At 39.0% G+C, this 24298-nt stretch carries 20 protein-coding genes; 11 read left to right on the forward strand and 9 right to left on the reverse strand.

The features are described from left to right. Positions 1 to 5 precede the first annotated feature (5 nt). The 8 genes from sthA (at position 6) to pruA (ending at position 10653) form a co-directional block, all read left to right on the forward strand. A complete protein-coding gene (gene sthA / locus SGI74_08300; protein MDZ4677497.1) occupies positions 6 to 1412 on the forward strand; it encodes a Si-specific NAD(P)(+) transhydrogenase in 1407 nt (468 codons plus the stop codon). Between the two features lie 179 nt (positions 1413 to 1591). Further along, positions 1592 to 2152 (forward strand): hypothetical protein, encoded by a 561-nt coding sequence (locus SGI74_08305; GenBank protein MDZ4677498.1) that lies wholly within the window; start codon positions 1592 to 1594, stop codon positions 2150 to 2152. A gap of 44 nt (positions 2153 to 2196) precedes the next feature. After that, positions 2197 to 4122: a hypothetical protein gene (locus SGI74_08310; GenBank protein ID MDZ4677499.1), complete on the forward strand. Its 1926-nt coding sequence runs from the start codon at positions 2197 to 2199 to the stop codon at positions 4120 to 4122. 1 nt (position 4123) lies between these two features. Beyond that, positions 4124 to 6010: a hypothetical protein gene (locus SGI74_08315; GenBank protein MDZ4677500.1), complete on the forward strand. Its 1887-nt coding sequence runs from the start codon at positions 4124 to 4126 to the stop codon at positions 6008 to 6010. 1 nt (position 6011) lies between these two features. Next, a complete protein-coding gene (locus tag SGI74_08320; GenBank protein MDZ4677501.1) occupies positions 6012 to 6497 on the forward strand; it encodes a hypothetical protein in 486 nt (161 codons plus the stop codon). Between the two features lie 74 nt (positions 6498 to 6571). Continuing rightward, positions 6572 to 7024: a phosphoglycerate mutase family protein gene (locus SGI74_08325; GenBank protein MDZ4677502.1), complete on the forward strand. Its 453-nt coding sequence runs from the start codon at positions 6572 to 6574 to the stop codon at positions 7022 to 7024. Continuing rightward, complete coding sequence (locus SGI74_08330) at positions 7021 to 7599, forward strand: fumarylacetoacetate hydrolase family protein (GenBank protein ID MDZ4677503.1); 579 nt, start codon at positions 7021 to 7023, stop codon at positions 7597 to 7599. The genes SGI74_08325 and SGI74_08330 overlap by 4 nt, the downstream gene beginning before the upstream one ends. Positions 7600 to 7647: 48 nt before the next feature. Continuing rightward, on the forward strand, positions 7648 to 10653 hold the full coding sequence (pruA, locus tag SGI74_08335; protein ID MDZ4677504.1) for an L-glutamate gamma-semialdehyde dehydrogenase: 3006 nt from the start codon (positions 7648 to 7650) through the stop codon (positions 10651 to 10653). Here the strand turns inward: pruA and SGI74_08340 are convergent. From SGI74_08340 to SGI74_08350, 3 genes are all read right to left on the reverse strand, one after another. Further along, positions 10650 to 11237 (reverse strand): hypothetical protein, encoded by a 588-nt coding sequence (locus tag SGI74_08340; protein ID MDZ4677505.1) that lies wholly within the window; start codon positions 11235 to 11237, stop codon positions 10650 to 10652. The two genes, pruA and SGI74_08340, sit on opposite strands and share 4 nt — an antisense overlap. Before the next feature lie 225 nt (positions 11238 to 11462). Next, positions 11463 to 12140, reverse strand: a complete 678-nt coding sequence (locus tag SGI74_08345) for a DUF2306 domain-containing protein (GenBank protein ID MDZ4677506.1) — start codon at positions 12138 to 12140, stop codon at positions 11463 to 11465. 129 nt (positions 12141 to 12269) lie between these two features. Next, positions 12270 to 12521: a hypothetical protein gene (locus tag SGI74_08350; GenBank protein MDZ4677507.1), complete on the reverse strand. Its 252-nt coding sequence runs from the start codon at positions 12519 to 12521 to the stop codon at positions 12270 to 12272. Between the two features lie 169 nt (positions 12522 to 12690). Between SGI74_08350 and pepN the strand changes: the two genes are divergently transcribed. Continuing rightward, on the forward strand, positions 12691 to 15378 hold the full coding sequence (gene pepN, locus SGI74_08355) for an aminopeptidase N (GenBank protein ID MDZ4677508.1): 2688 nt from the start codon (positions 12691 to 12693) through the stop codon (positions 15376 to 15378). Between the two features lie 162 nt (positions 15379 to 15540). Beyond that, positions 15541 to 17076 carry an ATP-binding protein gene (locus SGI74_08360; protein MDZ4677509.1) on the forward strand — a complete coding sequence of 512 codons (1536 nt, stop codon included), beginning with the start codon at positions 15541 to 15543 and terminating at the stop codon, positions 17074 to 17076. 63 nt (positions 17077 to 17139) lie between these two features. On the opposite strand, the gene SGI74_08365 is transcribed toward SGI74_08360, so the two are convergent. The 5 genes from SGI74_08365 to SGI74_08385 all read right to left on the reverse strand — a co-directional run bounded on the left by SGI74_08365 (position 17140) and on the right by SGI74_08385 (position 21500). Then, on the reverse strand, positions 17140 to 17700 hold the full coding sequence (locus SGI74_08365; protein ID MDZ4677510.1) for a hypothetical protein: 561 nt from the start codon (positions 17698 to 17700) through the stop codon (positions 17140 to 17142). Positions 17701 to 17877: 177 nt separating this feature from the next. Then, positions 17878 to 18234: an AgmX/PglI C-terminal domain-containing protein gene (locus SGI74_08370; GenBank protein ID MDZ4677511.1), complete on the reverse strand. Its 357-nt coding sequence runs from the start codon at positions 18232 to 18234 to the stop codon at positions 17878 to 17880. Positions 18235 to 18303: 69 nt separating this feature from the next. Further along, the gene (locus SGI74_08375) at positions 18304 to 20028 is read right to left on the reverse strand and encodes a C25 family cysteine peptidase (protein MDZ4677512.1); all 1725 of its coding nucleotides are present in this window, start codon (positions 20026 to 20028) and stop codon (positions 18304 to 18306) included. Between the two features lie 122 nt (positions 20029 to 20150). Continuing rightward, complete coding sequence (locus SGI74_08380; GenBank protein ID MDZ4677513.1) at positions 20151 to 20495, reverse strand: hypothetical protein; 345 nt, start codon at positions 20493 to 20495, stop codon at positions 20151 to 20153. Positions 20496 to 20600: 105 nt separating this feature from the next. Continuing rightward, positions 20601 to 21500: a hypothetical protein gene (locus tag SGI74_08385; GenBank protein MDZ4677514.1), complete on the reverse strand. Its 900-nt coding sequence runs from the start codon at positions 21498 to 21500 to the stop codon at positions 20601 to 20603. Between the two features lie 224 nt (positions 21501 to 21724). Here SGI74_08385 and SGI74_08390 point away from each other — a divergent pair, with 224 nt between their 5' ends. Further along, complete coding sequence (locus SGI74_08390) at positions 21725 to 22591, forward strand: hypothetical protein (protein ID MDZ4677515.1); 867 nt, start codon at positions 21725 to 21727, stop codon at positions 22589 to 22591. A 352-nt stretch (positions 22592 to 22943) separates the two neighbouring features. Here SGI74_08390 and SGI74_08395 read toward each other — a convergent pair whose 3' ends face one another. Continuing rightward, positions 22944 to 23852, reverse strand: coding sequence for a hypothetical protein (locus tag SGI74_08395; GenBank protein ID MDZ4677516.1), 909 nt, complete (start codon positions 23850 to 23852; stop codon positions 22944 to 22946). Positions 23853 to 24298 lie beyond the last annotated feature (446 nt).

Raw genomic sequence — 24298 nt, forward strand, 5'->3', positions numbered from 1 at the left:
AAGGTATGAAATCATTTGATCTTATCGTAATCGGTTCAGGACCAGCAGGCCAGCGCGGCGCGATTCAGGCAGCAAAATTCGGAAAACGTGTTGCTCTGATTGAAAAAGAAACCGTTTTTGGAGGAGCCTGCATTCATACCGGCACCCTTCCGAGTAAAGCTTTAAGAGAAAGTATTTACAACATCTACACATTTAGACTCGGTGGAACTGAGCTCACAAGACGTGCCGTGAGAGAAAAAGTTTCTTTTAAAGAACTCTCTGCGCGTAAAGATAAAGTTATCTCAAATGAAAATGAAATCATCTCAAATGCCATTCGCTCAAATGGGATCAGTGTTTATCAGGGTTTTGGTTCGTTTATTGATCCAACACATGTGCGCATTCAAACCAGTGAAGGTGGCGAAATTGTAATTGAAGGAAAATATTTTCTCATCGCAACTGGCTCACGCCCCGTTCGCCCTGCACAAATTCCTTTTGATGATCAAATTGTTTGTGACAGCGATAGTATTTTAAACATGGCCGAAATTCCTGAATCACTCACCGTTATTGGTGGCGGTGTTATTGGTTGTGAGTATGCAAGCATGTTCTCAGCCCTTGGTGTAGATGTACATTTGGTTGATAAAAAAAGCGATATCTTGCCATTTATGGATCAAGAAATCACAGAGGTGTTAAAAAAATCATTAATCTCTCAAGGATGTCGCCTTAATTTGGGAGATGAATTTGTCACCATCGCAAAAACATCTGATGGTAAAGTTGAAACCACTTTGAAAAGTGGGCGTAAAATAAAATCAACTAATTTACTCTATGCCATGGGTCGAGGCCCACAGACTGATAAACTAAATCTTAAAGCTGCCGGTGTGAAAACAGATGATCGAGGGCATATTTTAGTTAATAAAAATTATGTAAGTGATGCGCCACACATCTACGCGGTTGGTGACGTCATCGGATTTCCAAGTCTTGCGTCATCGGGTTTTGAACAAGGGCGTCTTGCCATTTGTCATGCACTTAATATTCCTCATGGTGAATTTCCAGATGAATTTCCTTACGGAATTTATACGATCCCAGAAATTTCAAGTGTTGGAAAAACAGAAGAAGAATTAATCGCTTCAAAAACAGAATATGAAGTTGGAAGATCTGAGTATCTAGAAACCGCCCGCGGTCAAATCATCGCTGACTCTGTGGGTTTACTAAAAATTTGTTTTTGCCCAAAAACCCATAAGATTTATGGCATTCATATTATTGGCAACTCAGCGAGTGAGCTCATTCACTTAGGTCAAATGGTTATGCGCCTTGGTGGCGACATGCGCACACTTATTCGAAATATTTTTAATTACCCCACATTAGCTGAGGCGTACAAAATCGCAGCGTTTAATGGGTTAAACAAAACATTCAAAGACCAAGAGATCAGGTACTAAAATTATAGAGGTCTTGAGAGCACCTTTTTTAAAATATCGACGAAGTTTTTTACAGGCCCAGAGCCAAGCCATTGAAATCCCTTGCTTTTATAATGTCAAAAAGGACTAAAGTTTTAAGACTCACGTACCGAATCATACCTTAGTAGGGCAGTAGTTTTTATTGCGGAGGGCAGATCATTATGAATACTAAGATTTTTCCAATTATGGGCTTCATCGTTTTATCAATGATGTTATTTGGCTTTTATCAAAATTGCGGTTCACCGGGCGGTGACGGCAAAGGTCAATTGGCAATTGGTTCTGCGGATGAAGACCCAGGGGATCCACCATTTAATCTTCCCGTAATGCCACCTGCACCTCCAACCACAACAACTTGCGGAAATAATTGTAAGCCATGCTCAGCAACAATTGAGGTTTTAGGAAAATTTAATAATGTTGTGCCTAATAGCTATAATCATATTGCCATCTCACCTCCAACGTCATGGAGTGTGGCAACACTTGACGAATGTAAACTAAACATCGTTGCATATGTTCGCTCTAAACTTTGCGACACTGGCTTTATGGGTAATCCAGACCGCATCGTGTGGTGGAGAACAGGTGATTCTACGACTACAAATGGTACAATTCCATTTACATTTGACGGCGTAAAACAACTTCGTTTTCAAGAATGTGCGTTCATTTGTGATGGAGCCAATGAAAAGGAATGGGGTGCTTGTTCTGACCCTCGTTCATTGTCTCAGTAAGCTTTTGTGATCAGCGGGCGCTGATCAAAGTGGGCAAAGTTAATATGAAATCTTTTAGATTTCTAAAAAAATGGCAAGCTATTAGACCAATCATCGCCATTACTCTGTCTTTTTCAATCACAATTTTGGTTTTTCAAAATTGCGGTGACTCAAAACTTAAAACTAAATCTGTAAGCGCATCTGTAGTGATTGGCTCACAAGCGGCACTTAAGCTGATGCTCTCGCCACCAGTAGCAATCAACAGCTATGGTCGTTTAGTGGTTATCGTCGATACAAGCAGTTCAGCGATTAAAGGCACATGCGTCAATGAAGTAGATCACCCACAATATGTTGAAAATGGGTCTGCGACTGATTGCGCAAAAGGCTTTGATCGTACAGGTGATCGCTTTGTTTGGATCAAAAAATGGATCGAATCACTACGAGCTTTTCCTGAATATGCCGGCAACTCCGGCGAAGGTTTAAAAATTCTTATCGTACCATATGCAGGTGGAAGCCATAATAGACCAAAAAAAGATTCAGAAGACGCATTTTACATGGAAGATTTTCGAACACCAGATCAGGCTCTTAAATATGTCGATATTTTGGAAAAAGAACAACAAAACGCCGTGGCCGCTGCACCCAATGAAACCCCCATGGGAACAAGTTTTGTCTATAAGGGTTTGCTCTGGGCTTATGACAAAATGAAGGTTGAGTTTTACAGACTAGGCGAAAACGCCAGACATGCAAGGTGGGATGTTGTCATCGTTGGCGATGGTGTTCGTCGACCTCGTGTCAGTGATTTTAATAAACTAGTATCGCCTTGTAATGCCAAGGGTGAATTTGTTGCTGGTGCTGGTGCTGAATATATGAGAACAGAATGCCTAACATGGGTTAATAAAGTCAAACCTAAAATTGGAGACCCCGACGATAATGACCCCAATAAATCTTGGTATAAAGCACAACAGATTTTTGACATGCCACGTGTGCGAGGTTTTGGTAATAAAACAAAAATACAATTAGTGCAACCACACCTTGAAAATATTGATGAAGACTTGCGCAAACCTATTTCAAAAATTTCTGATCTAGTCAAAAATCAAGATAAGATTAACCAACTACAATATCTTGAAGATCGAATGAATTTAAAAATTTTCACTTCATCAAGCCCAACTGTACTACCTACAAAAGTTGGTGGGATGTCGTATTATTCAAAAACTTATAAAATTGCTGACTTCACCGTACTTAATCTCAATGCTCGAGTAGACTCAACAGGTACTCTGATTATTGACTCTGATGTTGATGGGGTAGCTGACAAAGATGAAATTACCACTTCACCAACAAATGCTCGCTCTAATGGTACTTGCCTCGACGGAATTGAAGCCAGAGGTTTTACATGTAAGATTAATGGTTGCGATAAAAATAATGACTCCGATGCTGATGGCCTGAATGAATGCGAAGAATTAAGCCTCGGAACCAGTGATCTAGAAATGGACAGTGATTCTGACGGAATTCCGGATCTCTATGAGTTTCTCTACGAAACAAGAATGTACTCAAACGATCGAGAACTCAAATCTGACACAACTTCAAATTTTTATTCATTCGCCAAAGGTGTTGTTGGTCACGCAGATCTCTTAAGTGTTGATCCGAGATTTTTAGTCGAGACTAGTTTTAAAGAAACCACAAGTCAAAATCTTAAACCTCGTTATACTTTACAAATTAAAGCAGTACCCTTAGTTCAAACCTTGGAAGTGACTCGTAATACAAACCCCCTTTGGAGAGGTATTGGCAACCCCCGTTTCGGCATACTGCCAAACTCAATGCTCGGTGGGATTATTCATTCAGCAGGTATGAATGAAGTCGTTATACTTTTAAGGCTCGTATCACAAGAACAAGGCGAGAGCATTTTCTTTATCGGGCGATTGCCAAATGTGAATTATACAAACCCTGTGATACCAAAATTGAAGACTTCAATCTTTAAACAGGTGAGCTATTGATATGAAAACATCCTTATTAAAAATATCACTAGCCATTGTTTTTTTCACAACCATTATTCTTGGATACATGAATTGCGGCGATGCGAAGCTTACGAAAAAATCATCAACATTAGCCAGCATTACCAGCCCAAGTAGTTTATCAGGAAATCTTTGCGCACAAAACTCTGGCGCAGCAGGTAAACCTAAAAAAATCGTTTTTATTGTCGATATGTCATTTTCAAATATCGGAGAATGTTTTGGTCAAGCAGTGCTTCCAAGCAAGGGAACAGACCACGAAGGAAAGCGCTTTGATAAAATTAAAGAATTTATGGAAAATCCAACATGCGATAATGGCACTAATGAATATGCCATTCTTGCTTTTTCAAAAGAATTAATTGACCCAACTACCAACCAAGTAAGTAAACAATTTATCAATCGCGCTGACTTGAACAAAAGTAATATAATCCAAAAACTAAAAGACATTAACACAGTTAATTCAAATCTGGCTAAAACCCCAGGAATCTCTTGCGCCACTTTCGAAAACTCTCTAATGAAATCAACTAGTTATTCCAAAGCTTTAGAAGCCCTAGATGAGCTCATCAGAGATGACCTAAGTAAAACAGCACTCACTGCACCCAACACTTTAAAAGATCAGCATTACTTTGCATATTTTATCAGTGACGGAGCCCCCACTAATGTCGATGGGAATGCAGAGATCCTCGAAGGTGATGACCCACTCATTATCGCGCAAAATAATGAAATAGCGAATGGATATGCACATCGAGTTCAGGATATTGTCACAGTGGCCAAAGAAATGACCGGTGGAATGTTACTTCAAACCGTATATTACAATCGTATTGTTACCCCAGGCCATCCAGATGAACCTCAACTAGCTAAAGATTTTCAAAAAGCAGATATAGTTTTAAGTAAAATGACGATTGCGGGAGGCACCGACTCAACCAAAAATGTAGGCAATATTCAAGGCGCTGATCTTTGCAGTTTTGCAGCAACACCGGATCGTTTTCTCTATCAGCCGATAAATTTTACTATTGTTAATCTCACAGCAAAAATGAAAGAAGGTGTTCTTCTCCCTGACTCAGACGCAGATGGTGTGTTAGATAGGGATGAATCTTCATTTGGAATTCCAAAGGGCATTATAAATCGCAGAAATAACAAATATCACCTCTTAGATTCTGTCTGTGTCACCAAGCGCTGCAAAGAGCCAGGTGTAGATTTAAGCAGCATGAGTTGCGAACCCACAAAAGAATCAATGATAAATATAGATCCATACTTTGCAATCAGTAAATGTGATGAAGAGGCTATGGGCCTCTCAACCAGCTATTTAGATGGTGAATCAGTTACACGACTGCAATTCTCACGCAAAGAATTTGGTGACGGAATTCCAGATATAATTGAAATTATTAAAGGCAGTTTAGCTGGCACGCACGATGCCAACAACATTGATGGCCCTGGTTTGACGATCAAGGGTAAAATTCAAAAAGGTAGACAACCTTATTATGACGAATCAGATTTAAAGCCACCTATTGGTCCAGAACTCGAAGTAAAAGTTTCATTACCACAAGTTGTAAAAGGCAGCACTGTTTGCGATGGCGGAAAACAAGCTGAATATTCGTTTAGCGTTTCAAATAATCCGTTAGTGCCAACAGTGGCATACAATGCACCCGCATATATAAATACCGATGGTAACAGCGTAGTACAAGAACATCGACTTTCTCATGCTGCGGGTGAAAATGTGATGATGGCTTATTTTTATTCAATACCTGCAAACAAAGCATTTCTAGATGTCGAAATTTGGGCGTATGTTTTTAAAATGAAATTTGGTGTAAAAGAAAATATTCGCATAAAAACCTCAGATTTTGAATTAGTGGGACCAGTACGTGGGAAATAATATGCGCACAATCATTTGGGTTTTCATTTTTCTGATCAATTTCACTTTTGGTGTACAAACCTGGGCTGAAGAAACAGGGCCATGTCGCTACATTGAAAAACTCAGAGTGTGTTTGCCTACGCCGCCCCCCGTTGGCGGGTCTGGGGGCGAATGCGGATGTACCTATTGTAATAAATCGGGTGGGCCAGGAGATTATAAGTATGCCAACACGGGTTGCGCAGATTATTTTCCAGATACTTTCACCGTAGAAGGCGAACGCATCAAAGGCTCTTGTAAAACAACTTCTTGCGAAACAATGACAGCCCCATGCTGGTCAATTGATGGGGGTACAACGATTACCGGCTGCCCCCCAGGCGATGATGGCAAACCTAGTCAAAGTAAATGTGATGATGTAACTCCTCCCCCTGGATTCGAGGTTTGTAGCGACAATGACCAGTCAGTTCATGACCTATTTTGTGACGATGTCCCGTCTGAAACATGCGATTAGTTTGATATAAAAAATAACCTAGCCAAATCTTTAATATCGTTGCATATTCCCCTCGAAATTAAGAGAGGAATTCCATGGTTAAAACCATTGTCGTTTTACGACATGCCCATCGCGATACAACACTTCGTTCAACAGATAATGGCTTATCTCCTAAAGGGCGCGAACAGGTTCAAAAACTTATTCAGACTTATAAAAAGGGGGAGCTTCCTAAAGGTGTTCAATTTTGGTCAAGCCCCAAAATACGCTGTCAAGAAACCATCGAACCTCTATGCCAATCTCACGACATAAAACTTAAAATTGAGCCTCTTTTAAATGAGCAAACAGATACTGAATCTTCAAAAGAATTTAATAAACGAATTGATGTATTAGCCCAAAAGGTTAAATCCGTAGACGACACCCTTTATGTTTGCAGTCATGGAGATGTTATTCCAGAACTGATTCAAAACCTGACAGGCTACAGCGTTGATTTGAGAAAAGCTCAAGCTGCCGTCTTGCTAAAAAAAGGTGATCGTTGGATGCTCGCATGATTTATTGTATCGGTCGCAATTACGCAAAACATGCAAAAGAATTAGGAAACACAGTCCCCCAAGGGGCACCGGTTGTTTTTTTTAAACCTCCGGCAAGTATTGCACTCAGTGGTGAAACAATTAAACTACCCGCTTATTCAAAAGAAGTTCACTTTGAATTAGAACTCGCTTTTAGATTTAATGAAAATTTAGAGGCCGGTGAAATTGCAGTAGCAAATGATCTCACAGCTCGTGATAAACAACGTGAGGCTCAAGAGAAAAAAACACCTTGGTCATTAGCCAAAGGATTTAAAAAAAGTTGTGGTTTAGGAAATTGGGTATCAGCTAAAAACATTGATTTGCAAAACCTAGAACTAAAACTCACACTTAATGATCAACTCAAACAACATGGCTTTACAAAAGACATGCTATTTTCGATTCCCGTGATTATTGAATATTTAAAAGAAACGTTTCCAGTAGAACCCGGAGATATCGTGCTCACTGGCACACCAGAAGGTGTTGGCCCTGTGGTTGCGGGTGATGTTATCGATGCAGAAATAATAGGCTTAAGTAAAGCGCAGTGGAAATTTATTTAACCGCCATTAAATTTTAATTGTTTTTGAAAAAATTTAACTGAGGACACCATGACAACGACAAATCAAGATCCCATTTTTTTACGCGGCCAAGAGATTATGAATCTCATGGAGGGCGAATCAGCTAGTATTTTTAATAAAGACTGGTGGTATGGGCGCATCATGGATTGGTCCATGAAAAATGAAAATTTTAAAATTCAGATGTTTCGTTTTGTCGATGTTCTCCCCTATTTAAACTCTTCAGAAGAAGTTTCAAAACATCTTAAAGAATACTTCACCGGTGGTGATCAAGAGATGCCCTCAATTTTGGGCTGGGGTTTAGGGTTAAGCTCACTTGCTCCTGGGCTTTTAGCTTCGTCAGTGAAAAAAAATGTCGCTCAAATGGCGCGCATGTTTATTACTGGTAGTAATCCAGATGAAGCACTCAAAAATCTAATTAAAATGAGAAAAGATAGCTTATGTTTCACCGTTGATATTTTAGGTGAAGCTGCGGTGAGCGAATCAGAAGCATGGTGCTATCAAAAAAAATATATTGAACTTATCGAAATACTAGCTCGTGAATCTGCATCATGGCCTGAGAATTCATTAATTGACCGTGATCATTTAGGGCCGATTTCTAAAGTAAACGTTTCTGTAAAAGTAAGTTCTCTGTTTTCACAATATGACCCCATTGACCCTGAAGGTTCGATAAATACAGTTAAAGAAAAACTAAAACCTATATTTAGACGAGCCCTTGAATTAGGTGTTTTTATTAATCTTGATATGGAGTCATACTTTCATAAAGATCTTACACTTTTATTATTTAAAAGCCTCATGGATGAAGCAGAATTTAAAAATCATAATAACCTAGGCCTTGTTATTCAGGCCTATCTCAAAGATTCAGAAAAAGATCTTCGTGAATTAATTGAATGGGCAAAAAAACGCACAGGCCGCATTACCATTCGACTTGTTAAAGGTGCATATTGGGATTACGAAACTGTTTTTGCTCAACAAAGAGGTTGGCCCGTACCTGTATTTACAAATAAAAAAGAAACTGACGCCAACTATGAAACACTCTCCACTCTCATGCTTGAAAATGATCGTGTTATTAAATCAGCATTTGGGTCACATAATATTCGATCAATAGCACATGCACTTGTCACAGCTGAACGACTCGGCATTGATAAACGAAGTTTTGAAGTACAAATGCTTTACGGAATGGCTGAGCCTATTAAAAAAGCACTAACAAAAATGGGTGTGCGCGTACGTGAGTATGCACCTGTTGGTGAACTTATTCCTGGAATGGCCTATCTTGTTCGTAGGCTCTTAGAAAACACATCCAATGAATCTTTCTTACGAGCTAAATTCTCAAGTGGTGCGTCGAGTGCTGAACTTTTAAAAGACCCACGTCAGTCGCTCAACGAATTAAAAGCAGCAACACAAGCCAGTGCAACGCAGGCATTTGCGACCAATCAAACAAAAACTCAACGTAAACCTGCTCATTATTTTGAGAATGAACCACCCACTGATTTTAATTTAGCAACTAATCGTACAGCTATGGCCGATGCACTTATTAAAGTTAAAAAGAAGCTCGGCCAAAGTTACCCCCTTGTGATCGGAAAAAAACATATCAAAACAGCCCGAGAACTCACCTCTGAAAACCCAGCAGATCCAGATATGATTATTGGCAAAACCTCACAAGCCACAGCTACTGAAGCTGACTTAGCTATTGAAGCTGCGCGTGCAGCAAGTGGTGCATGGGCCCAAAAACCTTTGGCTGAGCGTGTGAAAATATTTGAAAAAGTTGCTCAGATCATGCGCGATCGTAAATTTGAACTTATGGCTTTAGAAGTATTTGAAGTCGGTAAAACCTGGCGCGAAGCTGATGGTGACATCGGTGAAGCTATTGATTTTTGCTTATATTATAACCAGCAAGCTTTAAAAATGAGTAAACCTCTTGCCACAAGTTTTGTTCCTGGCGAAGAGAGCTTTTACTCTTATCAACCCCGCGGTGTGGGGGTGGTCATTGCCCCTTGGAATTTCCCACTAGCAATTCTTGCAGGCATGGTTGTAGGTGCAGCCGTATGCGGAAACACAGTCATCATGAAACCTGCAGAACAATCCCCTATCATCGCTGCATGGTTTATGGAAATCCTACTTGAAGCCGGCTTACCACCAGGAGTTGTAAATTTTGTTCCAGGCTTAGGCGAAGATGTGGGTGCTTATCTTGTGGGCCATCACCACGTTGATTTTATCGTCTTTACCGGGTCAAAAGAAGTAGGCCTTCAAATCATCAGCGGCGCAGGCCACACCAAACGCGGCCAACGCTCAGTTAAAAAAGTAGTAGCTGAAATGGGTGGCAAAAATGCCATTATCGTTGATAGCGATGCAGATCTTGATGAGGCTGTTCTTGGTACTCTCCACTCAACCTTTGGTTTTCAAGGTCAAAAATGTTCGGCATGTTCACGCGTTATTGTGCTTGAAGAAAATTACGATAAATTTTTAAGCAGGCTTGTTGAAGGTGCTAGAAGCATGAAAGTCGGAATGCCCGAGAGCGCAGGGACTGCCATTGGGTGTGTGATTGATAAAAGTGCGCAAAAGAAAATATTAGAATTAATTGAAGTTGGAAAAACTGAAGGCAAGATGGTTTTTCAAGGGCAAGTGCCACCAAAAGGTTATTTTGTTCCGCCAACTATATTTTCTGACATCAAACCAACTGCACGCATCGCCCGAGAAGAAATATTTGGCCCTGTGCTTGCGGTCATTAAGGCAAAAGACTTTGATGATGCATTGGCAATTGCAAATTCCACTGAATTTGCTCTCACCGGTGGTGTTTATACAAGAAGCCCTGCAAATTTAGAAAAAGCAAAACGTGAATTTGAAGTTGGAAATCTCTATATCAACCGCTCAATCACTGGAGCACTTGTGGGAAGACACCCCTTTGGGGGCTATAAAATGTCAGGCGTAGGTAGTAAAGCCGGCGGCCCTGATTATTTATTACAGTTCGTTGAACCACGCACCATTACTGAAAACACATTGCGCCGTGGTTTTGCTCCTCAACAAGAAGCCATCGATTAAAAAAGTTTAAGGGCTGATACTTTTTCAGTTCTAACATCAAGTAGGCGATCAAGATCATCCACTGTGATTTTAACCATAATATCTGTATCAGCTCGAGACGTCTTCATACGATAGGTCTCCGTGATCTTTGTACCTTGCACATCTGTAGCTAATTTTTCAGGAAGATTAGTCGTACCAAAAAAGCTTCCGAATTTTTCTAAAAACTCTATGCGATTAGCCATTGCTGTAGGCCGACCTTCGGTACTGGGATTATCAATAAATGCAATATCACTAATTTTATCGCCATTCATGGTGAGCGCGTATTTGCCTTCTAAAATTCCAAATCTAAAATTCTCTAACGGATCAGCAGGCCTGCCAATACTCGCAATTTTGCGTGTTTTAATAGCAGCAATTTGTGAAGCCAATTTTCTTTCTAATTCAATGGTACCTGATCTGATCTGTTGGAGAACAAAGCTGGCCGGATTTCTAAAACCCTTGCTTGAGCCTTGAGTATCAAAAGTCATCTCATTGCCCCAGACAGAAATCCCAACACAGGCCAGTAATATGAATGATGTGAGTACTAATTTAGTGCGATCTTGATACATGAATTTGCCCCTATTGTTATGTGAATTTACCCTTACACAGTGTCTATAGAGCAAGAACGAGGCCCATGAGTGATATCACGAGCTTAGCGATTCTCACCCATTAACGGGTGTTAAGGGTTCTTCATATAAAGCTTGGGTATATCATGTAAATATTTGATTTTACTTGGTATTATTTATATCTAAAGTTACTTAGCAGGTGAATACTTCTTAGCCAGATGAGGTGCATTAGGCATCGCCAAATTTCACTCGATAATTCTTAAGAATAAAATACTCAATAGGCACCATGATGACTGAGGGTAGTAACCATAACAGTAAAGATGCCTGAAATTCTTGACCCATTAGATTTGGTAGAGCTGTCACAAAAAATGCAGTTACCGTCGCAATACAAGCGCCAAACATCCCTTGTATATGTGCATACCACCAATGCATTTTCTCAGTAGGTGCCGTTAGCCAGTATTTTAAACTTTGCACCCCTGATAAAAGCCCCGCTATTGGTATCCATGTCAAAAGCGTACTTCCATTTAGTATTCCGTAAAGGCCTGTTAACAAAGAAGTGGCGATAAGCAAACTTGAAGGAGCTACATCAATACATTTTGTAGTTTTAAAAGTTCTGTTTTTGTGGCGTAAAGCGCGAAGTCCAAAATGCAGCGTTGAAGCTGAAAGTATAGCAACGAAAAGTAAAAACACCGCAAACTCTTGGCTTTTAGGTGAGCGTTGCTCATCGATAAAAAATCGCCAAGGTGTGATGATAAACGCACCGAGAATAACTACGGTCATGCATAACGTGTAGGATCTCCCCCAAAGTACATGAGCCCTGCCGCCTTTTTTTGTAATGAGTGGAATAATAAAGATAAAAAGAGCAATAACCCCACAGATCACATGGGGGTATAAAACCATTTTCATAGGTAACGACATGCCAGTACCAATTTGCATGGCAATAGTTGTATTGAGACTCAAACTTTGTGTCATTAAAAAAAACCGCGATCATTAGGGATCGCGGTTTTTACAAAAATATTTTAGCTAATTAACTAATCAACCATGTTTTTCTTTACAGCCACACTCTTTACCTTCTTTGCAGCTTTCTTTTTTGCAGCCTTCTTCAGTGCAAGTTGCAGCATGTGTTTCTTTTAAGCAGGCTTTAAATTCTGGTGAACCGGCTTTAAGACCTTTATCGGTACAAGTTTTTTTAGCTGCAGCTTTATCAGCATGGGGGCAAGCAAGGCTCACTGAACCAACAGCACTTAATGCAAATACAAGAGCAGATAATGTTACGAGCTTTTTCATAAATTCTCCTTTAGAAGTTTAATCAAATACCACTTATTCATAGTGTGCGAAGCGATCAAAAAAATCTATTTGTTTTCAAAGTTAGCGCGGCGCATCTTTCTTGATTATTAGTCTTAAAGCAACTTTACTCATCTGGTTGATTTTAACTCTACTGGAGGCTCCCTCAGCCATGAAAACACTCAAACTTATTCAGATCGTACTTTTAATTTCTATGATTAGTCCTTTGGTCTTAGCATCAGATCGTGTTGTATCAAAAGGACTTACTCAAGAAATCGCAGAAGCAAGAGCCTCGGTTATAAAAGCACCTGTAAAATATGATCTTACTTTTGTTGTTGGACAGGATGAGAAAGAATTCACAGGAATCTCAAATATCACTTTTGACATCATATCGAATCCTGAAAAACTCACCCTTGATTTTTTCGAAGGAAAAGTTCAAGAACTTACAATTAATGGAGTTGTCCAACCAATCGTTGAGTACAACAATCACTTCATCACTTTACCTGTCAAAAGTTTAAAAACAGGCACTAACAATGTCATCGTTAAATTTTCTCATGTCTACAGCACTTCAGGCACAGGGCTACATCGATTTTTGGATCCAGAAGATAAACGAGTGTACATGTACACTCATCTTGAGCCCTACGATGCAAATCAAGTATTTCCATGTTTTGATCAACCCGACTTAAAAGCCATAATCACGATGCAAGTTACGGCTCCCAAAGATTGGACCGTTATTTCGACAACGCGAGAAGAAAAAACTACTGCTAAAGAAAATAAAATGACCCAATGGAATTTCACAGCCTCTCCTGTGATGAGTACTTATCTCATGTCGCTTCATGCAGGCCCTTATAAAATGTGGAACTCTCAAGCAGGAGCCGTACCGTTGAGACTTTTTGCCCGTCAAAGTTTGGCAAAGTATGTAGTTCCAAATGATTGGTTCACAATTACGCGCCAGGGATTGAAATTTTTTGACGAGTATTTCGCGTTTCCCTACCCGTTTAAAAAATATGATCAAGTAATAGCACCTGATTTTAACATGGGTGCCATGGAAAACCTTGCAGCGGTTACATTCTCAGAGCTCTATATACAAAGAGGTAAATCTACACAATCAGAGCGACTAAGGTTGGCAGAAGTTATTTTACATGAAATGGCCCATATGTGGTTCGGAGATCTTGTCACCATGAAATGGTGGAACGATCTATGGCTTAACGAAAGTTTTGCAACTTACATGGCAACCATTGCTATAAACGAAGCCACCGAATTTAAAAAACTCGCTTGGGTTAATTTTTTCTTCACGAAAATTTGGGCGTATACTGAAGATCAATGGGTTACTACCCACCCAATCGAAGGCCCCGTACGCGACTCTGAGTCGGCTTTTGTTGCCTTTGATGGAATCACCTACGGAAAAGGGGCTTCATCGTTAAAGCAAATTGATTTTTATTTAGGAGAAGATAACTTCAAAAAAGGTGTTCGACTTTATTTTCAAAAATATCAATACCGAAATACAGAAAGAAAAGATTTCACAACTTCACTTGCAGTTGCCTCTGGTAAAGATCTTAAAAAATGGACAACTGAATGGCTGCAAAAAGAAGGTCTCAACACTGTAGAAATTCAGTATACTTGCAAAAACGATAAGATTCAAAATTTCAGACTCATTCAAACTGCTCCAAGTGATCATTCAACACTTCGCTCCCACCGTACTCAAATTGCGATGTTTATGTCTTCTGGCCCATCGGCAATGAAAATGTATAAAGTCGTACAAGCACATTACGAAGGTAAAGAGACCGTCATTAAAGAATTAGAAAAGCAAGATTGCCCTGATATTGCGTTTCCAAATTACGGTGATTTTGATTATGTGAAAGTTAAACTTGATAAACGTACACTTGAAAACACACAGAAATATTTAACTAAAATTGATGATCCCCTTACACGTCTACAACTCTGGAGTACATTATGGGATATGGTTCGCGATGGCGAACTCGACGCCCCAAGCTATGCAAACTTTGTTTTTGATAATTTAGGCAGCGAAAAAGATATTAAAATTATAGAACTTATCACAAACACACTCTATGGTCGTCGCCTTAATAATCCGTCATTACAAATGTATTTGCCAAAAGAAGAAAAAGAAGCACGGGCCTACTTTGAAGAATATACGAAACGCGCAGAAGATTTCTTTTGGAAGCAAACACAAAAAGCTCCAGCTGGATCAGATCTTCAAAAGACTTGGTTTGGCTCATATTTAAGAGTGGCAAAATCAATTGATGCTCAATTGAAATTGGTTAAAGTTTTAAAAAATGAAATTAAATTCAAAAATTTTCCTATAGACCAAGATCGTCGTTGGAAGATTTTATTTCAACTCGCACTTACAAATGCACCAGGGGTGAATGAGCTTTTAACTCAAGAATCAAAAGACGACCCCTCTAACGCAGGTCTTTTGATGTCAATCTATTCAGATGCAGCAAAACCTGATCGAACCAAGAAAAAAGAGTGGTTTGAGAAGATAACTGCAAAGCCTAATGAAATTCCGCTTAATCAAGCACGCTTTGCAATGAACGGTCTTTTTCCACCCGATCAAGCAAATTTAAAAGCAGAGTTTGCCGATGCTTTTTTCACTGTATTGCCAAAGATTAATAATGAATTTAGCCCTGATTTTCAAGAGACCTTTGCTTCAACACTGGCCCCTAATTTGTGTACTCAAGAGAGTGCAAAAAAACTGGAGAACTATCTTGATAGTAAACCCACACTAACGCCTGTAATCTTAAAAGAGCTGCTCGTTGTTCAACAAGAGGATGAGCGATGTGTGAAAGTCAGAAAAATCGCATCTGATAAGTTAACTAAAATTAAAATTCCGAAAAAATAATTACTACACTTCAGATTGTATATGTCAGGCTGACTCAGATCGGGTCAGTCTGACTCTTTTGTTAGTACATATTTTAGTTCAGTCTCCGTCACAAATCTGACTATTTTTTTCATGGCATATTATGTGCACAATTATAATGATTATTCGGGGAAGAGGACTTAAGTGAATAAAACTCTCATTGCGCACATGCAGTTGGTATCAACCGTTGCTACTGGCTGCGTATTAGCATTAGGGGCACTACGGCTTACTGGTTTATTCTCTCAGCTCCGATTTATGGGAATCCCTACAGCAATTTGTTTTATTCTTGCCAGTATTTCAATACTTCTCCACAAAGCTCGCCGAACACCTACACGCTCTCGTCTTGGTTATTTATCAGCACTTGCACTTACATTTTTTTCTTCATTAGTTTTCTTACATTCACTTGGCTACATTGACTTGGCCCATTTTGATCTCTACATGATTGATACTTCAGAGCAGATGAAAGATTTTAGACCAGTAAGATTTCCGCCCCATGCACCATTAAATTTCATATTCACAGGCCTTGCCCTTTTACTTTGGGATAAACGCACACAACGCGAAGCAAGACCCACAGAATTCTTAGCATGTGTTATTGCTCTCGTTGCAGCACTTGCACTTGCTGGCTACACCGGTGAGGCAAAGCCACTTCACTCAGCCATAGGCTTTTTCTTAACTTCAATTGCTCTACTCTTTGCACGTCCCGATCGCGGATTAATGGCGCACATAACCGAAGACAGCAAAGCTGGAAATTTATTTCGACGATTGATACTCCCCGCTATTGTATTGCCGTTTATCATCGTCATTATGCAGTGGTGGTTAACGTATAAAAGTGGTGTCAGTCGAGCGTCAGGAGAGGTATTAAGCGTCGGCCTTAATATGGGGCTTTTTCTTTTTATTATTTGGAAAAGTTCAAAAGCGGTTTCAATAATTGATAATGAACGAAAACAAGCACTCTCATTTCTGAAAGAACGTTCTCATGCACTTGAGGTCAGTAAAGATCAACTCACACAATTTGCTTATGTTGCGTTTCAAAATCTTGAAGAACCATTGCGCATGGTCACAAGTTATACGCAACTACTTACGAAAAATTCATTTGCTAAATTTGACCAGAATTCTAAAAAATACGTGAACTATGTGCTCGATTCCGCCAGCATTATGAGAAATCTGGTTAATGATTTTTTAACTTATTCTATGGTTGAGGGAAATGCTGAAAAAAACCAAGCCATAGATTGTAATCAACTTGTTAAAGAATCAATCGACAAACTCACATCACAGTTAACTGAGACTCAAACTAAAATCACTTATACAAAACTTCCTATTATTTTAGGTAATCACCAACAACTACTCGAGTTGTTTCAAAAACTCATTGCCAGTTCTATAAAACTGGCAGACCCAACAACACCAGAGGTGAACATTTCATCTCAAGAGAACAAATATGAATGGGTTTTTTGGATTCATACAAACGGAAAAGGTCTTGATCCACAATTGACAAAAAAGTTCTTCGGCCTTTTTAGACATTCTCAGATGCGCGAAGAACATCCTAACTCGCCTATTAGTTTTGCGGTTTGTCGAAAGATTGTTGAAGGTCACGCTGGCCGAATTTGGGTTGAGTCCCATGGTCGTGATGGCAGCACGTTTTACTTCACCATTGCGCGAAACATTGACGCACAATCATCCTAAATACTTTGAAAATAAAAACGGGACCTAATGAGGCCCCGTTGCGTATACCATTTATAAAATAAATTATGGCATTTTTGTCATTGTGCAGGTTTCAGAAATATCACCTGAACCAGCTTGACCAGCTTGTGTTCCAAATACTACACCAGAGGTTTCAACTGTGAGTTTGCTACCCGTCAATTTGTAACCAACAAGTAGTGAAGCAGAGTAAGAATTAGCAGCTGCCATTTCACGACCTGAAGCACCGTAGATTAAGAACAGATTTTTTCCGTCTTTATCCCAATCAATGGTCGCCCAGATTGCACTGCTCTCTTTGCTGTCCATATCAATACCTGATGAAATTTTTGAAACAAGACTTGGAATCTCACCAGTAAATTCAGTGCAACCTTTTTGTGTGATGTTGATGGTTTTTGTTGAAGCTTGGTTATCACCATCTTTACAAACACCAGTCCATTTGCCTGTGAAGTTAGTACAAGCAGTAGGAATTTGCATTACGTTTCCTTCTGATTTTTTAAATTTAGCTTCAATTGTTTTTTTAACATCCAAACGTAATTGTTTGGTTATTGATGCTGCATTACCTACTACGGATACTAAAGTCAGCGCGATTGCTAAGCTAAGAACTTTCATGTTCTGCCTCCATAAATTGTTAAGTTAAGTTTAAATCCATTTATACCAACTCAATAAGACCTAGGTTTGAAATCGAAGTCAATAGGTTGATATCAAGTCTGTGGTCTAGATCTTTGAAAAGAAACGGCGCGTTTTTACCAAGCGGAATGTTCTTGTTTTTCAACAGAACGCATATAATTAATTACTGGCTTTAAAATTAAATGGATACTTCACTGTCGTAATCTCGGGCTTTTCTTTAACTGGGAATGTCCATTTTTTAAGTCTTTCCATGCAGCAATCTTCAACTTCAATAGATTCCAAAGTTGAACTCAATACCGATACCTTCTCAACTAAACCTTTGGTGTTAATATCCCACTGAAGAACTAAAGTGCCTTGAATAACCGGATTATTTCGCAAACCCTCGACATAACAACTTCGCATTTCATTCATATTCTTATTTACAACATCGCGGATGGAATCTGAATACCCTCGACTTTGTTGATGAGCGCAAGCACTCAAAAATATGAGAGTTAAAAGTATCAAAGTTTTAAACATCTCTACTCCAAAATAAAAAGCCGGCCTCCGTGTTGATAGAGGCCGGCTTATGAATCTTACTTACCTAAATTATTGCTTGAGTATCGTTGTTGGATCACCCAAGAGATTATAAACTTGAGAGTAATACGTAGCTTTTAATGGATATCCTTTTGTTACTGCATTAAGACCAAAAATATTTAACATTCCAGCAGTCTTAATTTTATCGCGGTAGAATCCATCAAAAAAAGCCTTTTGAAGGATATCGTCTTCATCCCAATAAGAGCTGTTGGTTGTACCAAAAAAACCGATACCACCACGAGCAGCTTTTAACCATGTTTCACCAAATGAGTCAGTAGAAGCACCGAAGGATCCGCTGATGCAGGCAAACGACATTACATAGGGGTTTGCCTCAAGGTGAGTAATATTTTGGATATCAGATTGTGTAAATCTTGGAGCATCCCAAAATGTTACAGCGCCATGGCCTGAATAAACAACAAAAGAACGGCCGTCGTTTACCGAACGAACCACATTGGCTTGCGTCGCCCTATGCGTAATTGCATAGAGAAGATCCCCTCCTGCTTGAGTATTATTAGGAAACATTCCCGTAACACCGGCAGTAGTTGAATAATTATTAATAACATAATTATGCGTACCTTCAGCAACAAGGTAGCGATCGTCGGTAGCGAGCCAAGCGATTTTCTTCATCCAGGCAGTATTTGTGAATTGGTTTTTTTCATAACGAACTAATTTTCCAACCACAACATCAAGCTCAGCCTTGTTTTTAATAGCCAGTCGACCCACAGCAACGTCAGGTGCAGTTTCATCGCCTATATATGAAACCTTATCTACTGAAGCGTAGAAACTATCGGTGTAATGACCATCAACGAAGTGCGCAGGAACATTCTCGATGTCACCAACAATCATAACGTGGGTGAGTGCTAGTTGCGCATTTGAAGCCAAGTACTGCTTACGAATCAAGTTTCTAACAGAGTCTGGTGTAGTTCCGATATTGGCCATGTGAACTGATTCAATATCAAACCCGCGAGTGCGCTTAGTTTCGATAAAGCTTTGAAGACTTGCACTGTTTTCAAGACCGCGCCCAACGATTAATAGAAATTTTGAGCGTGGAACAGACTTCGAGGTTGCGTAGTTCAGCACAGCTTCTGAACCCAGAATATCAAATTCTTGACCAGAAACTTTTACGTCTTGTGATACTTCACCCGTACCGCTGAGTTTTAGTTGCAATGATTCAACAAACTCTAATTCTCGGGTTACTGGGTTAAGCTTCACAGGTGTTACTTCAATCAAAGCTACTTTGTGACCGCGAATGCTATTGATGCTGATCACGCGTGCATCTTGAGAAGGAAATAACGCATTCTTATTATAGACAGATTCATTTTTTTGAAACTTTACAACAACCCCTGCACGTTTTTCTCGTGGAAGTTGCACAGGAACAACATCACCTTGAATGCCGGTACTTTGCCCAGCCATTGAGTGAGTTTTAGAACTTACTACTTCTAAAGAAGCGGACTCAGAATCAATTTCCACTTGAAATCTAATTGCTGGCAATTGTGGTGCGCCAATTTCACTTGTAAAGCTGTGTCGTGGAATTTGAATTTCTGCGAATTGCCCGGCTATTGTTGAAACCTTATTGATATTAAAACCAGGTACTTCTACGTTGATGAAAGTATCTCTCCCCTGAGTAATTACTTTCATTTGTGGTTCTTTTACTACCGAACTTTTATTAAGTGTAAACCATCCCCCGTGTGATTGAACTGTGATTAACAGTCCAATAACCAATAACGATAATCTCATTAGTTCCCCTCCGTGGCGTTAATGAAGTTATGTCCAAAATTCTCATTGACTTTGGTATTGCTGTAAATTCATTTGTACAAAACCATCCGAAGGTCTAGGTGTCAGAGAGTAAAGAGATTAACTTATTTAGATTTTTTAGACGGCGCAGCAATGCGAATAGATTCTTTTGGGTATGTCAGCTTCACAAATTCAAATCGTGTAGGCGTTTTATCATCTTCTAACTTGATGTTGTATTCAACAGCTGTTTCTAAGGTTTCAATTAGACTATCTTGTTGAAAAGCAATCTTCACCTTCACTGTTTCACGAGGATTTAAATCTTTAACTAAAGGCGATGGTTCTAAATTGAGAAACATCATAGTCTCATTGTATTTAAAGTTTGGTAACCCAGCACCGGGGAAATAAGTCCCCTTCGCATTGAAAAGAACACCCAATCTCCTTGCTGCATCATTACTGATATTTTGTTTCATCTCAAATTGCTTAAGTCGATTAGAACTATTTTTTTCTACAGTGGAAGCGCATCCCATGAAAACCATTACCGCTAAACTGTAAATTATTGATTTAAGGATATGCATTTATTTAGCAGAGCCGGTTGATTGAGCAGGTGAATTACTTGAAGGTTTGCCAGAGCGTGTACAATTTGTACATTCGCTCTCATTTTTGAGTTTTTTAATCTCTGCCACAACAAGATCTTTAAGCGGGCGATCTTGATCATCAACCTTTGAGAATAAACCCTCACAAGTAGTGAGTGCATCATGAAAAACTTTTGCAGGCACTGGTTTTATAGGGGAGTGTTCACCTAAGAGACCAAGTAGTACGTGGGCATCTTCTGATGTATGAGTTACATCCTTACGTAATAAATAATCCGAGGTCATTCTTTGAGTTCTGCCCTGAAGCATATTTTTAAATTGGTCTCTCACATTTTGATCAAATGAATGAGTTGCATTTATTTGTTTATATTTCTTTTTTTGTTCTGGCTTAAAGCTGATGAAAAGCGAAGTTACAGTGCTTCCATTTTTCACAGCAGACTCTTTATTTTTCCCAGTTGGACGTCCAATGCTTATGCTGAGATATATTGGCGCATTCCCAGGTTCATTAAGTTCTACATAATATTGATCATGCTTGTAAAAACTATGGAGATGGTTTTTTTTAGAGACAATATTCACAGCTTTCGATTTTTTTGTGAGTGGGATAAATATTGATTCAGTCCCCGTCAGCAAATAGAGTCCGTCTTTACCATCTTTATTTCCCAAGAAATGTTCTACATTTTGATATCGACCAGCTTGTCTAATTTGATCTCGATTTAATTCAGACGGATCATGAGCGTTCAACGTACTTTGTTGATAAATCATGGGGGCACTGTTGAGCGCATGGTAACAAGACGAATATTTTTCTAGCCATGGTTTTGCATCTTGAGAATATGCATAAGATGAAAGAATTAACAAAATTGAAAACAATAAAAATCTAGATGCCATGGGCCCCCCCGGACATAAGTCACATGATCCTAATTATATACTAAAGCTGGAAAAATTTGGTGACAAAAATCGTACTTATTGTGGGGGATTAGACAGTTTGGCGTCGAAACCTTCTACTATAACGACCTACATGCCTGGCACGCATTTGCAAACAAGTTAGGAACTCCTGTTTGAGGATTTTCAAATAAAGGTGATAGGCACCGTTTTTGGAGACAAAAAGTATTATGAAAAATAGAGCAACTTTAATTATCTCAACTTTAATTATCTCAACTTTAATTATCTCAACTTTAGTTATCTCAACTTTAGTTACTACATCTATTGCAAATGCGACTCAAAGTCAGGGAGTTTACCAAAGTCAGAGTATTATTAATCCTGATGATCCATCGCGATTTTCAAATGGTTGCAATAAACCGGGTGAGCCATTAAGTAAAAGGGATTCAAGCGTTAATACTAGTTTCGTTAAAGGAATAAAAATTTGGCGATCTTCCAAAAACATGAATACTTCAACACAAACAGAATTGACCGTCGATGAATCCAATGGACAGGGATATGACTTAACATTAACTTATCTCAACTCCACAGGTATTCCTGAGTTACAACCTAACGTTTCAGTTCAAGAAAAATGGCGACTTAAAATTCCAACTTCAGAGGATTCAACCGTAATGTTTGGTCGCGTCTATCATCCGACACGTGGAATACCATATTTCAATGTAAAATTTTTCCCAGCTCATTTAGGACGATTTACTATCAACCCACCAAAAGGGTGCACAACTTTTGATACAGGCACAAATAATACAATCACCTCAACTGTTGGTACTTTTACATTTGCGAAAACGGGTCAGACAGTTAAAGCCTTTAAGCGTAAATTTATACAAAAAAATATAATGCTAGAATGTTATGAAACCTTTTTTTGGGATAATGCCAAAAAAGCAGGGCTTGGCGATTTTACTCGAATTGTAATTTCCTCCAACGAAGTCCCTTCACCAAACCCAAATTGCGGTGGCGACTCAGTTTTCGTCTACGAAAAAGCCGTCAATGCAAACGGCGAAGTTCTTTCTGAACAAACAACTGAAATGTTGGGGTTTAAATAAATTAAACATGAAATGATAATAATCCCCCCTCGAATAATCTGATTACCGCACAAATATTGTTTACCAAAAAATTACTGTATCAAAAACCTCCGCACAAAATCTCACTCCTGAGTCACCCCCTCCCCTCAAAATCTCACTCCTGAGTCAAAAATCGATTCATAGTTTTTCCAAAAGCATGAATTGCTCTAAGTTTATTGTGATTAGAACAGAGCAGGGTAAGATTCTCTAGTTCCGATGTTCCGCCTAAAGCATACGGAGTAACATGCTCAATCTGAAGAAACCGCCTCGCTGAACATCTTGTTTTTGAAATAAAATCAATAAAGGCGCATTGAGATTCTGCTTTCAACCAAACTTAATCCTTAACATGAGAAGGAATGTAACGAGATTTAGCTTTTAATTTAAGCTTCTCCGGAGAAGCTGCCATGACTTTTAAGACACGCTCCGGAGGAGTTTTTGTAAATAAATTATTCTGAGTGATGATTTGAAGTCCAGAATTATCACTTGATGAAGTAGAGCATTCATTTGAAAGATCAGCGTTCGAAATTTCAACGTTTATCGTTTCTATGTTTGCCTTTTCCACTTTCATCTTTTCTATGTTTGCCTTTCTGCATTCAATATTTTTATTTTTTAATTTAAGCTCAGGATCTTTCTTTTTAAGGGCCTCATCTACAAGCGCCTCAATGAGATCTGTCATCGTAGCGTTCTTATGAGATGTGAGGTTTTTAAGTCGCTCCAACTTTTTCATAAGTTGTTCATTAATCACAAGCTCTAGCTTGAGATGAGTTTCAGATATGTATTTTATCTTTTCTGCTTGTTTAATTGTCTCTGGTGCCAATGTCATCAGAGTTTTTTCAATCTCTCGCTTGGACTTTGATTCCAAACTTGTGAGGAGTTTTATCTTATCAACTTTGGAGTAAGTTTTATCCTTTTTAGCCTCTTGGTTAAAGAAATTTTGCACTTGAGAAGCTGTTGTCAAACTCAACGCACCAGATTCAATGCTCTGAATAATTTCAGGAATTTGTGTGACTAGATCAAGCGCTTTAATTCGTCGATGAGCAGACCCATCATCGTATTTTAATTCTTTCACACAATATTGATGAAAAGACTCATACCCTCTTTCCAGATGAAGTCTTCTTGATCTGACCTCTCGCAGAAGCCCTATTATCTCTAAAGTAAGATTTCTTTCTTCTTGAACTTTTGATTTTAACAGAACATAAAGAACTTGATTTGAAAGTTTTTTAACGTCACTTATTATCGTCATCACACCCTCCACAAAAGTATTAGAATACACTAACATGAGTTTTTCTAAAGACACCCCAGGGTCATCTCAAGACAAAAATTTATCACCTTTATTACTCACCAGAACGCCCAACGTTATGCGAACTCCAGAGCGGGAAAGTATTTTGTGATTAGTGCTATGAAATGCTAAATAGAATTGAAACTGGCCCTTCAGAAAAGACGTCAATCTAAAATTAATATAAATTTTCGAACATTTATCACAGGGTGAATTTGCGATTAAATCGAAATCGAACTAACTTGTAACAAAACCTCAAATATAATAATCAAGCATCAGAAAATGAGTACGAACTTTACTTGAAGCTTGGTTTTCATCATGACAATGAAATCCACGAGCAATTCGGCTGTGAATATCAAAGATGTGACGTGGCAATGAGATTTTCAGGATTTTGAGTAATGCTCAAAACGCCG

Source organism: Oligoflexia bacterium (assembly GCA_034439615.1).
Classification (GTDB): domain Bacteria; phylum Bdellovibrionota; class Bdellovibrionia; order JABDDW01; family JABDDW01; genus JAWXAT01.